We start from the raw sequence: 14,688 nt of genomic DNA, 5'->3' as shown, positions 1-14,688 counted from the left end.
TCACAGCAAAATGGGGTAGAGGTAGAGGGTATGACTACTAAAGGCCCTCATGGCGATAATAATGAAACCCGCAGCTGGTCCAGCCCGGCGGATGATGCCACGCGCCAGATTGGCCGCGTGCCCGATAATGCCGCAGGCCCCAGCCGCGACCAAGCGCGCCGCGAGCACCCCAAGCAGTACTTCCCAGGCGAGCAGCAGACGCAGAATGAGACTCGTCAATTTGATGCGGCCGCTGGCTATCAGCAGGGCTACGGTCAGCAGCAAAGCTACGGCCAGAACTATCAGCAGCCGGCCGGGCAGGCATATGGCCAGCAATACGCGCAGCAGCCCGAGTACGAACCGGTGCCGTCGAACTATGATCCGGACCAGCCGGAAAAGCGCAAGAAGAAGGGCGGCGGAGGCGGCGCTATGGTCGGCGTCTTTGCGGCTATTGCGGTGCTGGCAGTGCTTGCCGCGGCTGTGCTGTTTTTCCTGTGGCGCAATGCCGCGGACGAGGCAGATAAGCCGGAACCAGAGCCGGTGACGGAGACACTGACCACGCAGGTTCCCACTACCGTGACGCAGACAAATGAGCCGGATACGCAGGATGAAAATTCCAATAAGCTGCCGAAGCTGCCGGATTTCCAAAACGAGCTGCCCTCCGATATTCCGACCGAACTGCCATCAGATCTGCAAGACCAGTTGGATAGGGGCGGCGACGTGGACGTCGAGGGCCTCCTCAATGATCTCTTGGGCGGCGGCGGGCAGCCGGCCGACCAGCAAGGCACTCAGAACTAAGTGCCAAGCACCTGCCCGGTAAGGGAAATGGCGCGCGGGCAGGTAAAATCGGGCGGCATGAATGAATCGATGCAGTTGGCTGAGAAGGTAGCCGCCCAGCTGGCGCGCCACCTCACGGATGTCGTCTTGTGCCCTGGTTCGCGCAACGCGCCGCTGTCGTTGGCGCTTTTAGCACGTGATGATATCCGCGTTCACACCCGCCTCGATGAGCGCGGGGGAGCGTTTACCGCCCTAGGCATGGCGCGAGTGCAGCGCCGCCACGTGGGCGTGGTGATGACCTCGGGAACTGCGGTGGCTAATACTCTGCCGGCCGTGGTGGAGGCACACTATTCCCATACGCCGCTGGCCATCATTAGCGCCGATCGGCCAGAGCGTCTGGTAGGCACGGGTGCCTCCCAAACCATCGAGCAACAGGGCATCTTCGGCGTCTATGCGGAGACCACCCAGGTCCCCAGCGCAGCTGATCTGGAGGCGATGTCCCAGCGCTTCCGCGCAGACCTGCAAGTACACATCAATGTGGCTTTTGATGCCCCGCTTGTCGACGCCGCTTTGCCCGCCCGCACCTCCGGCGATGGCGTGCTCGAGCCAGCACCGGCCTTTGTGGATCACGGCGAAGTAGCCGTGGACTTGAGCAAGAACACACTGGTCATTGCGGGGGACGAGGCCTGGGAGGTAGAAGGCCTCCAAGACGTGCCAACCATCGCAGAGCCAAGCGCGCCAGGCCCGTACCATCCGGTACATCCGGCGGCGGCGCATATCTTCCGCAAGGCGCAGGTCTCTGCGAATGATTATGTGGTCAATACCAAGGTGGAACAGGTCATCGTCGTCGGGCACCCGACTCTGCACCGCAGCGTTTTGGCGCTGATGAATGATCCGGATATTGATCTGGTGGTGCTCTCGCGCACCAAGGACTTCACCAATCAGCGCGGTGAGGACGCACGCCTTGGCACCACCGTCAAGGTCACCGGGGAACCGAGCCGCGAGTGGATGAAGATTTGCGAGGGTGCTACCGACATGGCGGGACAAGCCGTGCGCGAGACTCTTGAGGACGAAGAACTGGGATTTACGGGGCTGCACGTGGCGGCCGCGGTGGGCGATACGCTCTCCGTCAACGACACCTTGGTCCTTGGCGCCTCGAACCCAGTGCGCGATGCCGCATTAGTGGGCCTGCCCTTCGACGGTGTCGATACGTACTCGCCGCGCGGGGCGGCCGGTATTGACGGAACCATTGCCCAGGCCATCGGCATTTCCTTGGCCACGCAATCGCTGGATCCCACCAATTGGCGTGCCCCACGCGTTATGGCGCTGATGGGCGATGTCACCTTCTTGCATGATGCGAATAGCCTGCTCATCCCAGAAGACCAACCGCGTCCGGAAAACCTCACCATCGTCGTAGCCAATGACAATGGTGGCGGCATCTTCGAAACCCTTGAGCAGGGGGCCGATGCGCTGCGCGCATCGTTTGAGCCGGCGTTTGGGACGCCGCATGGGGTGGACGTCGGCAAGCTGGCAGAAGCCTATGAGGCAGACTACCGCGAGGTCACTACTCCGCAGGAGCTGCTGGATACGCTGGCGGAACTTAAGGAATACTCCACCGGTATCACCATCGTGGAAGCAAAGACCACCCGTGCCACGCGTCGGGCGCTCACTGAGAAGCTGACCGCAAAGGTGGGCCAGTAAGTGGCTTCGCCGCAGCATAAACCGCACGCAGCCGTGGTGCCGCGCTATACGGCTGCGGTCTATCGTCGTCGCCTGCACCAGCTGACGCTGGCGTTGTATCTGGCCGCACTTGTGGGCGTGGTAGGCATGGTCATCGGACCGGCGCTTAATGATCACGCCATCGCCGCCCATCCCGCGCGTGCTCTGGCTACAGTCAAAGACGTGGGAATGCTGCGCACCACGGTGGATTTCCAAGACAGTGAGGGGATTTACCATATCCCGAAGCACGGGCTGCTATATCCCAGCGGCCTGGGGGAGGGGCAGCAGGTGTGGGTGCAATACGCCCTCGATGACCCTGATTTAGTCAAGGTCGAAGGCCGTAAGTGGACGCTGGCTATCATCCCAGCGGCTTCGGTAGGGGTGGTGGCTACACTTATTGCGGCCGCTTTGTGGAAGCTGATTAGCTTCTTTACCCGCCGTGCGGAGAAATAATTAACCAAGATTTTCCGCTAGCTTCACCATTAACTTAAGAAAATAGGTCATTATGGTGGCATGCGTGTTGCGATCGTGGCTGAATCCTTCCTTCCCAATGTCAATGGTGTGACCAACTCAGTGCTGCGCGTTTTGGAGCATCTGCACGAGACGGGGCAGGAGGCCATTGTCATCGCGCCGGGCGCCCGCGAAGGCCAAGAGGAAATTCCGGACTACCTCGGATTCCCCATCTACCGCGTGCCCACCGTGCGCGTGCCGCTGGTGGATTCGCTTCCGGTGGGAGTTCCTACCACGGCGGTGGATGAGGCGCTGCGTGATTTCAAGCCGGATATCATCCACCTAGCCAGCCCCTTCGTACTCGGCGCGGCAGGTGCCTTCTCCGCCCGTCAGCAACGCGTGCCGGCCGTGGCGCTGTACCAGACTGACGTCGCCGGATTCGCCACCAAATACCATGCTTCCGCGCTGGCCTATGGCGTCTGGGAGTGGCTGCGCACCATCCACAACTCCTGCCAGATGACCCTGGCACCGTCTTCTCTGACCATCCGGGATCTGGAAAAGCACCACATCAAAAACGTGCGCCATTGGGGACGCGGCGTGAATGCGGAGCTTTTCCACCCATCCAAGCGCTCTGCTGATCTGCGCCGCAGCTGGGAGCCGAGCGGCACGAAGAATATCGTCGGCTTCGTTGGGCGTTTGGCTGCGGAAAAGGGGGTGCACCGGTTATCGGCGCTCAATGGACGCGAAGATATCCAGCTGGTCATCGTGGGCGATGGGCCGGAGCGGCCATTATTGGAAGCCCAGCTTCCTGGGGCCGTGTTTACGGGTGCTCTTTCCGGTGAAGAACTTGCCGCGGCCTATGCTTCTTTGGATGTTTTTGTCCATGCCGGTGAGTTTGAGACCTTCTGCCAGTCCATCCAAGAGGCGCAGGCCTCCGGTGTGCCGACCATTGGGCCGCGTGCCGGTGGTCCGGTAGACCTCATTGAGGAGGGCTATAACGGGCTTTTGTTGGACGTGAAGACCTTCGTGGAAGACCTCCCCAATGCGGTGGATGCGCTGCTCAATCCAGAGATCCATCAGGAGATGCGCGATAATGCCCGCGAGTCCATTTCTTCCAAGACGTGGAAGGCGCTGTGCGAGCAGCTCGTGGGCTATTACGAAGAGGTGCTGGAGGATACCCGCCGGGTGCCCCTGACCATTCTGGGGCAGCGCCCGGAGCTGCCGCGGTGGGCGGCTCGTGCCCTCGGCGCCCGCGTGGCCTAAACTGATCATTTGTGTCTAAGGCAGATCTGGATAAAAAGCCCTTCGATGTGGCGCGCATGTTTGACGCCGTGGGCGAGAAGTACGACCTCACTAATACCGTCTTGTCCTTCGGGCAGGACGCGCACTGGCGCAAGCGCACCCGCGAGCGACTAAACCTACAGCCGGGGGAGAAAGTCCTCGATCTTGCGGCCGGCACCGCCGTATCCACCGTGGAATTGTCCAAGTCCGGTGCGTGGTGCGTGGCGTGCGATTTCTCCCGCGGGATGTTGGCCGCTGGCCGTGAGCGTGACGTACCCAAGGTGGCCGGCGATGGCATGAAGCTGCCGTTTGCGGATAATACTTTTGATGCGGTGACCATCTCTTATGGACTGCGCAATATCCACGACTTTGAGCTCGGGCTGCGTGAAATGGCGCGCGTGACCAAGCCGGGCGGGCGTCTAGCGGTGGCGGAATTTTCCACCCCGGTGGTGCCAATTTTTGGCACCGTGTACAAGGAATACTTAATGCGCCTGCTGCCGCCGGTGGCGCGCGTGGTTTCTTCTAATCCGGATGCCTATATCTACCTCGCGGAGTCCATTCGTGCATGGCCGGGGCAAGAGGAGCTCGCGGCGGCTATCAATCGCAATGGCTGGGCCGAGGCTGGTTGGCAGAACCTTACCTTTGGCATCGTGGCGCTGCACTCGGCGGTCAAGCCCGACTAGGTGCGGGCCTGGGCCCGCGCCTAGAGACATGAGGGGGACGGGGACTATGCCGCGGTGGAATCCCACAGGGGAGTATCGCGGCGGAGAGACGATACGGTGCGGCCAGCAGCGCGCCAGGTGCGCGCGATGAGGTCGCGGTCGTCGTCAGTTATGAGATTGCCCATAAGGCGTGCGGCGGCCGGCATGAGCATGCGGCCGATGGGCCCGCGCAGGGCCAGCGGACCGGCAATCGGGAGGAACTGCGGGTAGGTCAAAAGGCGCGCGGCCGTGCGGGCGAGGAGGAAGGATTCGCCGTAGTGTTCACGCAGGACGGCTGGCCAGGCGAGGGTGAAATCCTTTGGGCCGAGTAGATCCACGGCAAGCGCGGCAGTCTCCAAGCCATAATCGATACCTTCGCCGTTGAGGGGGTTGATGCAGGCGGCGGCATCGCCGATGAGCATCCAATTGGCACCGGCCACGTTGGAAACAGCGCCGCCCATGGGCAGTAGAGCAGAGGTGACGTGTTCAATCCCCCCTAGTCCCCACTCGGGGCGCTGCTGGGCGGCGTAGAACTCGAGCAGCTTCTTGGTGTTGATCTTGGCGGGGCGCTGCGCGGTCGAGAGCGCGCCAAGGCCGATGTTGACCTGGCCGAGCTCAAGGCCGAGCGGGAAGATCCACCCGTAGCCCGGCTGCACCTCGCCGTCTTCGTCTTTAAGCTCCACGTGGGAGTGCATCCAGGGCTCATCGGCATGCGTGGAAGAAGCATAGGAGCGTGCGGCGATTCCATAGACTTCCTCGCGGTGCCAGGTGCGGCCAAGTTTCTTGCCAAAGGTAGAGCGCACGCCATCGGCCACAATGACCCACGTGGCGTGTACGGTGGCTTCGCCCACGCGGAAAGACGTCACGCGGTTTCCTTCGAGCATGGGATCGGTAGCGGGGGTGCCGGTGATAAGGGTGGCGCCGGCGTCTACGGCGGCGTCGACAAGCAGGGCATCAAAGCGATAGCGTGGCAGGGCCGTACCCACCTGGGAAGGGTAGGTCTTCGGCCACGGCGCGGTAATATCGCCGCCGTATCCGTGCAGCTTCAGGCCGCGATTGCGGTAGGAGGCGTTGACCTTAAGGCCCAGCTCGTCGAGCTGATGCATCGCGCGCGGTGTGAGACCGTCACCGCAGGTTTTATCGCGGGGAAACGTCGCGGAATCAATAAGGAGAGTGTCAAAGCCCGCGCGTGCGGCGTGAATCGCGGCGGCGGCTCCGGCAGGTCCAGCGCCAATGATGGCGACCTCGACATAGGTTTGGGAATCGATCTGCTCCGACATGAGGACTATCATTGCATGAGTTCGCCCCCTCGAGTGTGTTTAGGGGCGCGGATTGGACTACGGTAGGTAATCGATTATCTCTGGCTTTTAGTTGCAAGGAACACTATTTAATGACTCACGGTCAATCGCATGCCACGCACGTGGATCTTGGTGATCCGCAGCTCAACGAGCGCATTGGTGCGGGCATGGAAGCAGTAGAAGACAAGCTGCGCAGTGAAATCGACCGCGGCCAGGACTTCTTAAAGGATAAGGTCAGCCACCTGTCCAAGGCCGGTGGCAAGCGCTTTCGCCCTATGATGGCGCTATTGGCCTCCGAGTATGGTTCGCGTCCGGGCTGCGAAGAGGTTGTTAAGGCCGCCACCGTCGTGGAGATGGTGCACGTGGCCACTCTTTATCATGACGATGTCATGGATGAGGCAGACCGCCGTAGGGGCGTGGAATCCGCGAATTCGCGGTGGAATAATTCCGTGGCCATCCTCGCCGGCGATGCGCTCTTGGCGCATGCCTCCCGCCTGATGAGCGAGCTGGATACCCACACCGTAGGCCACTTTGCCGATACCTTTGAAGAGCTGGTTATCGGCCAGATGCGCGAGACCATCGGCGCGGGCGAGGCTAATGCCGTGGAGCACTATACGGCGGTTATCCGCGAAAAGACCGCCGTGCTCATTGCCTCTGCGGGCTACTTGGGCGCCTATCACTCCGGTGCCTCGGCCGAGCATGCCGCAGCCCTGCACCGCATTGGTGGTGCCATCGGCATGATCTTCCAGATTGTGGACGATGTCATCGACATCTTCTCCGACCCTAAGGAATCCGGCAAGACCCCGGGCACGGACCTGCGTGAGGGCGTATTTACCTTGCCGGTTCTCTATGCCTTGGAAGAAGAGGGTGAGGTGGGCGATAAGCTGCGTGAGCTGCTCACTGGGCCGCTGCATTCCGACGCCGAGGTGGAGCGTGCCATTGAGCTCCTGCACCAATCTGGCGGCCGACAGAAGGCGCTGGAGGACATCACTGCCTACTTGCGCGTGGTAGAGGAGCAGCTCGCCGTGCTGCCGGAGAATTCGGCCAGCCAGGCCCTGCGCCAATTGGCGGATTACACTGTGCGCCGCGTGGGTTAGCTGCTTGGCGACGCCCTCCTCTATCGTCTTTTCCCCTTATGTGCTGGCGATTTGTAGGTAGGTGGGTGGTTCGTAGTAAAGTACTTACTCGCACCACACAGTGCATGCCAGGTTGCCCGAGCGGCCAAAGGGAGCGGACTGTAAATCCGCCGGCATTGCCTTCAGAAGTTCGAATCTTCTACCTGGCACAGAATGAACCCCGCAAGCAGATGCTTGCGGGGTTTCGTCGTACCTGCAGTCGTGAGACGGGTGCTACCGGCAGGGCTCCTGTCTGCGGGAGCTTTGAGCCCTGTGGAACACCGCATAGGCACCGATGAGGGATACAGCTAGGAATATCCCAGCGGCCGTGAAGTAGAAAAATCCATTTCCTAACCTACGAGAAATATCCGGCAATGAGGTGGAATCCGATCCCGCCAGGGCCTTGGCAACGTATACCGCATTCAAACCGCCAATGAAATAGCCGAGGCAGAGCAATGATGAAATACCAACTGCAATCTTTAGCAGAACTGTTAAGGATGAATGGCGGGGTTCTGTAATCTTTAACTCCTCTCATTTTGGCCTTCAGGACCAGCAAACTACACCTTCCTAAGGTGCTGTGTACAAACAGGCGCGCTCGGTAGCCACACCATCAGTCACAGAAAGTCACTGTAGAGATGAAAGTATGAGGTTTAGCGATAGGATATGGGATATGAAGAAGATCCGAACGATGCTGGACGGGGTAAACGAGATTCACCTATTTCAAAGCCAGCGAGTAGCGCAGGCAGCGCAGCAAGCGCATCTGCGCAATCGGACTCGCAGTTATCGGGCGCACCGGAAAATAAACGCAGCGATTTCCCACCAGTTGGAGGAGCGCTCCCTGGCGTAAATAGACTTTCTAACCTTGACGACCAAATTGCTGTGTGGGCGCATCAGGGGCCAACTCCGCATCCACAGATAATCAAACAGCACAATGACATTCAGCCGGGCGCAGGCGATCGGATTATGGAGGACGCTCATGCAGATATTGTCCTCGATAGGAAAGTTACAGCAGAATCTTTCGAGTACGCGATATTTGAATCAAAAGTACGGCTCTTTACGGCCGTAGGTGTCATTTTCGGCGCGCTCATCCTTATACCGGCGATACTCGTTCTTTTTGACCCACCGGAATCGATAGTTGGTACTGCGGCGGTGGGCCTGGCGGCAGCAAGCCCACTAGTCCGCACCCTGATTGGCCCTAAGCAATCTCAGAAGGACCAGTTAGAGAGCGTGGAGCGGGGAGGGGTTTAAATCTCGAAGTAGGCGCGCAGGTCGGCCGCAATAGCATCGAGGCGGTCGGCGTCGGGGGATTCGATGTAGCACTTCAGCTTCGGCTCGGTACCAGAGGGGCGCACGATGACGCGGTCATCGTTGTTGGTGAAGAACTTGGATCCTTGGGCGAATTTCTCTACCTTCGCCACGGGCGAGCCAGCCAGTTCGGTGGGCGGGGTAGAGGCGACCTTGTCCATCGCTTGGGCGATGATGCTGAGGTCATCTACGCGGAAGGTCAGCGGTTGGGTATACAGGGCCCCAACGGCGGCATAGATGCCCTCCAATCGCTCCAGCAGGGTGGTTCCTGCGGACTTGCACTCGGCTGCGAGGCTGGCGAGCACTACGGAGGTTGCGATGCCATCCTTGTCACGGACAGCGGTGGGATCGGGGCAGAATCCAATGGCCTCCTCATAGCCAAAGGCGAGATCCGGGGTTCGTGCGATCCACTTGAAGCCGGTCAGCGTCTCCTCGTGGCCGAGGCCGTAGTGCGCGGCGATGCGCCCGAGCAGGCGGGAGGAGACGAGGGAATTGGCAAAATTGCCGGTCGCCCCGCGGCGGGCCAGATAGTCGCCCAAAAGGGCACCGGTTTCATCGCCGGTGAGCTGGCGCCAGGAGCCAGAAGCAGTAGGTACGGCGGCGGCGCAGCGGTCGGCGTCGGGGTCGTAAGCGATAAGGATATCGGCGCCGATCTCCTCAGCGTGGCGGATACCCAGATCAAGGGCGCCGGGCTCTTCCGGGTTGGGGAAGGAGACGGTGGGGAAATCCGGATCCGGTTGGGCCTGCTCAGGAACTAGCGAGACGCGGAAGCCACAGCGGGTGAGAAGTTCTTTGCCCAAGGCAGCACCAACGCCGTGCATGGCCGTGAGCGCGATGGTGACATCGGAGCTTTCGCCTACGAGTTGTGCCGCGCGGTCGAGGTAGTCGGCGCGGGTATCGACGTTCTCGACATTCGCCGCAGAAAGCGGGATTTCATCGGCATGAGGTGCCGCGGCGATGGCTTCCGCGATTTCGGCATCGGCGGGTGAGATAAGCTGCACGCCTTCCGCAGGGCCGGTGGCGATGCGGCCGCCCAAGTACACCTTGTAGCCATTATCGGCCGGCGGATTATGTGAGGCGGTAACCATGATGCCAGCATCCGCCTTGAGCTTGCGTACCGTGAAAGCGGTCAGCGGGGTGGGGTTTTGTGCGGGCAGAACCAGGGCCCGGCCGCCGGCCGCGGAGATGACCTGAGCCGCATCGCGCTGGAATTGCGCGGAGCCGTGGCGGGCATCGCACCCAATGGCCACAACTGGGGTATCGACCTGCTGCTTGAGCCATGTGATGAGCCCGTAGGTGGTGCGGATGACCACGGCGCGGTTCATGCGGGACTCACCCGGGCCCACGGCGGCGCGCAGGCCCGCGGTGCCAAAGGCCAGGGGGCCGGCGAAGGCGGAGGCGAGCTCGGCGGTGTTGCCCTCTTCAATCCAGGCCTTTACCTGGCGGGCTGTATCCGGATCAGGGTCGTGCTCGGCCCACGTACGGGCGTAGTCATAATCTACGGCGGCGGCTTTCGACATGGCTTAGAGCTCCTCGAGGATCTTGGCGGAGGAGGACAGGCCCAAGCGGGTCGCGCCAGCCTCAATCATGGCTAGGGCGTCCTGTGCGGTACGGATGCCGCCAGAGGCTTTCACGCCTAACTTATCGCCTACGGTCTCGCGCATGAGCTTTACGGCATGTACAGAGGCACCGCCGGCCGGGTGGAAGCCAGTGGAGGTCTTGACAAAGTCCGCCTGGGCGGATGCGGCGGCCTTGCAGGCGAGGACAATGGCGTCGTCGGAAAGCGCGGCGGATTCAATGATGACCTTGAGAACCTTGCCCGGGATGGCATCGCGCACGGCCTGGATTTCGGCCTGCAGATCCTCGGCGCGGCCCTCGATGGCTAGCGGGATATTGATGACCATGTCCACTTCTTCGGCGCCATCAGCAACCGCGCGGGCTGCCTCAGCGGCCTTGATCTCCGGCTTTACGGCACCGGAGGGAAAGCCGACGACGGTGGCAATGTGCAGGGAGTCAGGAACCTCGATGGGCAAGGCGGAGGGGGAAACGCATACGGAGTAGGTGCCCAGCTCGGCTGCCTCATTTACCAGGGCGCGGAATTGTTCCGGGGTGGCCTCCGGCTTGAGCAGGGTGTGATCGATGATGGATGCAACGTCGGTGCGGGAAGTCATAATTTTCTCCTTAACGGGCTGGGCGGGATTCGGAACGGGCCATCTTGAGGTCAGAAACTACGTATAGGGCAATGCCAATAGCAGCCACGGCGGCCAGGATCCACAGCACGGTGTTATAGCTGGCGAGGTCCTGCAGCTTGGCGGTATAGGCAATGCCCAGCGGGATGGCGATATTGATGGTCAGGTTATAAAAACCAATGGCGATGCCGGACTTGACGGCGCTGATATTGCGCAGCGCGGTATTAACCAGCGGCGCGTACATCAGTGAAAAGCCGGAGGCGAAGGCCACGATGGCTGCGATGAGAATAGCGACGTGGAGTTGCACAAAAAGCGCGGCCATCACCAGTGCGCCGGCAACTAAGGCGAAGGCGGTGTAGATGGTGGCGCGGGAGGATAAAACGGTGCCGATCTTTCCGGAGAAGATGCCGATGAGGATGGCGCAGATATAGCCCGGGATCATCAACAGGGAGGCTTTATCGATATTCATGCCGTGCAGGTCATGCGCCGCAAAAGGCAGCAAGAAGATGAAGCCCATCTGGGTGGAATAGACGAAGAAGACCATGAGGATGGTCCACACGTAGCGGCCGTTGGTGAAAAACTCCGGGGTGACCACGGGATACTTGGCGTGGCCGATGTGGTAAACAAAGCCCACCACGCCGAGGACAGCCACGATGAGATATACCCAGTCGAACTCCTGCATGAATAAGGTCAGGCCAGTGGCAAAGACGGCGATGAAAAATAGGCCGAGCACATCGAGGTGTCCCTCCACGGTCTCATCTTCTGGCACCAGCTTGATGATTGGTGGGATGGTCAGAATGAGGATGAGCGGGATTAGGAACATCGCCGTCCACGAGACATAGGTGGAAATAAAGCCAGAGGTCAACGCGCCGATGAGCAGGCCGGCTTGGAAAGCGGCGGTGGAAAAGCCCAGGTAGGTCTTTTGATCGGCCTCGCTCAAGTGCTTGGTCACGTAAATGACATAAAGCGTCTCCGCGGCGGCGAGGCCGGCGGTTTGAATGAGACGACCGGCCAGCACCATGGGCCAGAAGCTAGAAAAGGCGAAGGCTAAAATCGATCCCACGGCAATGAGGACAACGCCGGTGAGCATGAGCTTGCGGATGGAAATGGAATCCGCCAGCGCGGCATAGACCACAGCACCGATGCCGATGATGACGCCGGCGAGGGAAGCCTGGAGGGAGGCGGTCTTAACGGAAAGGTCGAGCGCCTGAGCAATCGGCATGGTCATCGTCTTAAAGCCGTTATCAATAACCAGAGAAAAGACAAAGACGAAGAGCAGGATGGGGACGGCAACTTTGGGGTTTAGCGCGGGACCTGGCCGCTTGTCCTGCGGGGAAGCAGAGGTAGTAGAAGAAGTCACGGGGAAGGCGTCCTTTTAGTCGAGCGCGTTAAGCGGCAGCGCGAGTTCAATCATGGTGTGGAAGGCGGTTTGGCGTTCTTCGGCAGAAAGCTTGGTACCGTGCACGAGGTTGTCGGATACGGTGAAAAGCCCCAGTGCGTCGACGCCGGCTTCGGCCGCGGTGGCATAAAGCGCTGCGGATTCCATCTCTACGCCGAGCACGCCCATGTGCGCCCAGCGTTCGTTGACGGACTGGTCAAAGTTATAAAAGATGTCCGAGCTCAAGATATTGCCCACGTGAATGTGTGCCTGCTGCTTCTCGGCTTCATCCACCAAAGCCTTGAGGAGCTTCCACGAGGCGGTGGGAGCGTAGCTGCCCGGCAGGTTGTACTGGCTCAAGAAATTGGAATCGGTGGAGGCGGAGGAGGCGACGATGACATCGTGTAGCTCGATGTCTTCCTGCATAGCGCCGATGGAACCGACGCGGATGAGCTTCTTTACGCCGTAGTTGTGGATGAGCTCCCAGGAGTAGATGCCGATGGAGGGAATACCCATGCCGGTGCCCATGACCGAAACGGGGTTGCCTTTATAGGTGCCGGTAAACCCCAGCATATTGCGCACGCCGTTGAACTGGACGGTGTCTTCCAGGAAGTTTTCGGCGATGAACTTTGCGCGCAGTGGGTCGCCGGGCAGCAAGATGGTTTCTGCAATGGGCGCGCCCTGCGGGTTGATGTGTGGGGTGGCAATATCGGTAGCGGACATAGCTTCGCTCCTCGGTGTGGGGGGATTTTACACACTTAGCTTAACCCCGCAGGAACCCATGTCAATGACGCAATTTACAATTGTTCAACATTTGTGGGAGGCCTCACTAGCCCAGTCCACGATCTTGCGCGCGGTGGCCTGATCTGTGACCAGATGGGTAGCCAATCCCTTGCGCAGCGCCACCCATATGGCCCGCGCCTTAGATGCGCCGCCAGCTACCAGCACCCGGGTGGGGCGCGTGGCCAAGTCTGCGAGGCTGATGCCCACGGTGCGGGCGTCTACGGCCGGGCAGGCTACTTCCCCGCAGGCGTCGAAGAAGCGCGAGCACACATCACCCACAGCATTGTCTGCAATCTGCTGTTTCTCGGCCGCGGTCAGATATCCCAGGTTGAATGCTAAGGATTCCTGCTCGGCCGAGCCCACCGTGAACACTGCCACGCTTACCGACGCCCCCTTATGCAAAATCTGCCCAATATGCCTATCTCGCTCCACCCACTGCTTGGCCTCCGCGGAATCGAAGATGCCCGGCAGCGGTAGGAGGTGAGCCTCGGCATTGAAGGCATGGGCAAAGGCCTGCAGGGTGTAGAAATCTTTAGTGGATCGCTCCGTGTGTGAGTGGCCACCTTTTAGTTGCACAATCTCTACGCCTTCCCGTGGCTGTCGCCGCAGGTGAGAAGCGACGGAGGATATCGTCTCGCCCCACGAGAGGCCGACGCTGGTGCCATCCTTAATGAGTTCTTCCAGGAGGGCGGCGCCGGCGCTGCCCAGGTCTGCTAGGAGAGAACCGCCGGGTGGGGTGGTGGTTACGCGGACGTCGGCAAGCGCAAAGCGCTGGCGCAGTTGGCCCACTAGTTCATCGGATTGCTCGCGTGGATCGGCAATGCTGATGGTGACAAAGCCGCGCGTGGAGGCGTGGCTGAGCAACTTGGACACCGTGGGCCGGGAAACCCCAAGATGATGGGCAACCTCGGCCTGAGAGAAGCCGGAGTTGTAGTACAACTTTGCGGCGTCAATGGATTGGGCATCCTTCTGATCCAACATGCCTTTCATTCAAGCACATTCACATGCGCAATAAGGTGTCATAAAAGCTTCCCATTTTTGTGCTCTGACGTGGCGATTTGTGTAAAACGTTGCAAGCGGGTTAGATTATTGGAGTCCGCAACGGAGAGCACAACGAAATAGCGATGTGTTCAACGCTAGGATGTGCCCCCTTAGCTCAGTCGGCAGAGCGTTTCCATGGTAAGGAAAAGGTCGACAGTTCGATTCTGTCAGGGGGCTCCATTCATGTTCGGAGGAAGAAATTCTCCAAGGTGAATATGGCGGTGTAGCTCAGTGGTAGAGCAAGCGACTCATAATCGCTGTGTCGCGAGTTCAATTCTCGCCATCGCTACCGGGAAAGAAAGGCGCCCGCAGGGCGCTTTTTTATTACCGCGCTGAAGGCTTTGCAGACCCGCCTGGTTTCAGATTGGAACTATGGCTCTGGTAAGGTCTTCAACGCTTGATGCTGAGGCATTAAGAGATAAAAGAATAGGGGCGTGGCGCAATTGGTAGCGCAACGGTCTCCAAAACCGTAGGTTGCAGGTTCGAGTCCTGTCGCCCCTGCACAGTAAACCCCGTCACTTGATTTCAGGTGGCGGGGTTTGTTCATGCCATATTTTCCCGGTCGAGCCTTGCTCGCCGGTGTGCTCGCCCAATGTATCCAAGGCCACGTCTTATAAATGCGGTGGTCAGCTTTTCATGCAGTGCAAGCTTTGCTAGGGTTGACAAAGTTAT

The 14,688-nt window shown here is 60.0% G+C and carries 13 protein-coding genes and 4 tRNA genes; 11 read left to right on the top strand and 6 right to left on the bottom strand.

What is annotated here, in order from left to right:
- Window positions 1–30: 30 nt before the first annotated feature.
- Genes RAE07_RS03235 through RAE07_RS03215 form a run of 5 tightly spaced genes read left to right on the top strand, consistent with a single transcriptional unit; the run spans window position 31 to window position 4,889 of the window.
- Complete coding sequence (locus RAE07_RS03235; RefSeq protein ID WP_239208770.1) at window positions 31–777, top strand: hypothetical protein; 747 nt, start codon at window positions 31–33, stop codon at window positions 775–777.
- Between the two features lie 57 nt (window positions 778–834).
- Entirely contained in the window at window positions 835–2,457 is a 1,623-nt protein-coding gene (gene menD, locus RAE07_RS03230; RefSeq protein WP_317001334.1) for a 2-succinyl-5-enolpyruvyl-6-hydroxy-3-cyclohexene-1-carboxylic-acid synthase, read from the top strand.
- Window positions 2,458–2,928, top strand: coding sequence for a DUF3592 domain-containing protein (locus RAE07_RS03225; protein ID WP_086588900.1), 471 nt, complete (start codon window positions 2,458–2,460; stop codon window positions 2,926–2,928).
- Between the two features lie 60 nt (window positions 2,929–2,988).
- Complete coding sequence (locus tag RAE07_RS03220) at window positions 2,989–4,188, top strand: glycosyltransferase family 4 protein (protein WP_317001333.1); 1,200 nt, start codon at window positions 2,989–2,991, stop codon at window positions 4,186–4,188.
- 11 nt (window positions 4,189–4,199) lie between these two features.
- Entirely contained in the window at window positions 4,200–4,889 is a 690-nt protein-coding gene (locus RAE07_RS03215) for a demethylmenaquinone methyltransferase (RefSeq protein ID WP_284835582.1), read from the top strand.
- A gap of 44 nt (window positions 4,890–4,933) precedes the next feature.
- Here RAE07_RS03215 and RAE07_RS03210 read toward each other — a convergent pair whose 3' ends face one another.
- Complete coding sequence (locus RAE07_RS03210) at window positions 4,934–6,199, bottom strand: geranylgeranyl reductase family protein (RefSeq protein WP_284835581.1); 1,266 nt, start codon at window positions 6,197–6,199, stop codon at window positions 4,934–4,936.
- 98 nt (window positions 6,200–6,297) lie between these two features.
- On the opposite strand from RAE07_RS03210, the gene RAE07_RS03205 reads away from it, so the two are divergent.
- The 3 genes from RAE07_RS03205 to RAE07_RS03195 all read left to right on the top strand — a co-directional run bounded on the left by RAE07_RS03205 (window position 6,298) and on the right by RAE07_RS03195 (window position 8,568).
- Window positions 6,298–7,302: a polyprenyl synthetase family protein gene (locus RAE07_RS03205; RefSeq protein ID WP_317001332.1), complete on the top strand. Its 1,005-nt coding sequence runs from the start codon at window positions 6,298–6,300 to the stop codon at window positions 7,300–7,302.
- Window positions 7,303–7,408: 106 nt separating this feature from the next.
- Window positions 7,409–7,490, top strand: a tRNA-Tyr gene (locus tag RAE07_RS03200).
- A gap of 493 nt (window positions 7,491–7,983) precedes the next feature.
- Entirely contained in the window at window positions 7,984–8,568 is a 585-nt protein-coding gene (locus RAE07_RS03195) for a DUF2335 domain-containing protein (protein ID WP_200288293.1), read from the top strand.
- On the opposite strand, the gene RAE07_RS03190 is transcribed toward RAE07_RS03195, so the two are convergent.
- From RAE07_RS03190 to RAE07_RS03170, 5 genes are all read right to left on the bottom strand, one after another.
- On the bottom strand, window positions 8,565–10,145 hold the full coding sequence (locus RAE07_RS03190; RefSeq protein ID WP_317001331.1) for a phospho-sugar mutase: 1,581 nt from the start codon (window positions 10,143–10,145) through the stop codon (window positions 8,565–8,567). The genes RAE07_RS03195 and RAE07_RS03190 overlap by 4 nt on opposite strands.
- Window positions 10,146–10,148: 3 nt before the next feature.
- Window positions 10,149–10,796, bottom strand: a complete 648-nt coding sequence (gene deoC / locus RAE07_RS03185; RefSeq protein ID WP_317001330.1) for a deoxyribose-phosphate aldolase — start codon at window positions 10,794–10,796, stop codon at window positions 10,149–10,151.
- A 10-nt stretch (window positions 10,797–10,806) separates the two neighbouring features.
- Window positions 10,807–12,096: an MFS transporter gene (locus RAE07_RS03180; RefSeq protein WP_524535616.1), complete on the bottom strand. Its 1,290-nt coding sequence runs from the start codon at window positions 12,094–12,096 to the stop codon at window positions 10,807–10,809.
- Window positions 12,097–12,189: 93 nt separating this feature from the next.
- Window positions 12,190–12,915 (bottom strand): purine-nucleoside phosphorylase, encoded by a 726-nt coding sequence (deoD, locus tag RAE07_RS03175; RefSeq protein ID WP_301732264.1) that lies wholly within the window; start codon window positions 12,913–12,915, stop codon window positions 12,190–12,192.
- 84 nt (window positions 12,916–12,999) lie between these two features.
- Window positions 13,000–13,956 carry a sugar-binding transcriptional regulator gene (locus RAE07_RS03170; RefSeq protein ID WP_317001327.1) on the bottom strand — a complete coding sequence of 319 codons (957 nt, stop codon included), beginning with the start codon at window positions 13,954–13,956 and terminating at the stop codon, window positions 13,000–13,002.
- A gap of 164 nt (window positions 13,957–14,120) precedes the next feature.
- Between RAE07_RS03170 and RAE07_RS03165 the strand changes: the two genes are divergently transcribed.
- From RAE07_RS03165 to RAE07_RS03155, 3 genes are all read left to right on the top strand, one after another.
- A tRNA-Thr gene (locus tag RAE07_RS03165) sits at window positions 14,121–14,196 on the top strand.
- Between the two features lie 37 nt (window positions 14,197–14,233).
- Window positions 14,234–14,305 (top strand) — tRNA-Met (locus RAE07_RS03160).
- 139 nt (window positions 14,306–14,444) lie between these two features.
- A tRNA-Trp gene (locus RAE07_RS03155) sits at window positions 14,445–14,517 on the top strand.
- Window positions 14,518–14,688: the final 171 nt, after the last annotated feature.

This window comes from Corynebacterium nasorum (assembly GCF_032821635.1).
Lineage (GTDB): Bacteria > Actinomycetota > Actinomycetes > Mycobacteriales > Mycobacteriaceae > Corynebacterium > Corynebacterium kefirresidentii.
This window is presented reverse-complemented; position numbering and strand designations above follow the sequence as displayed.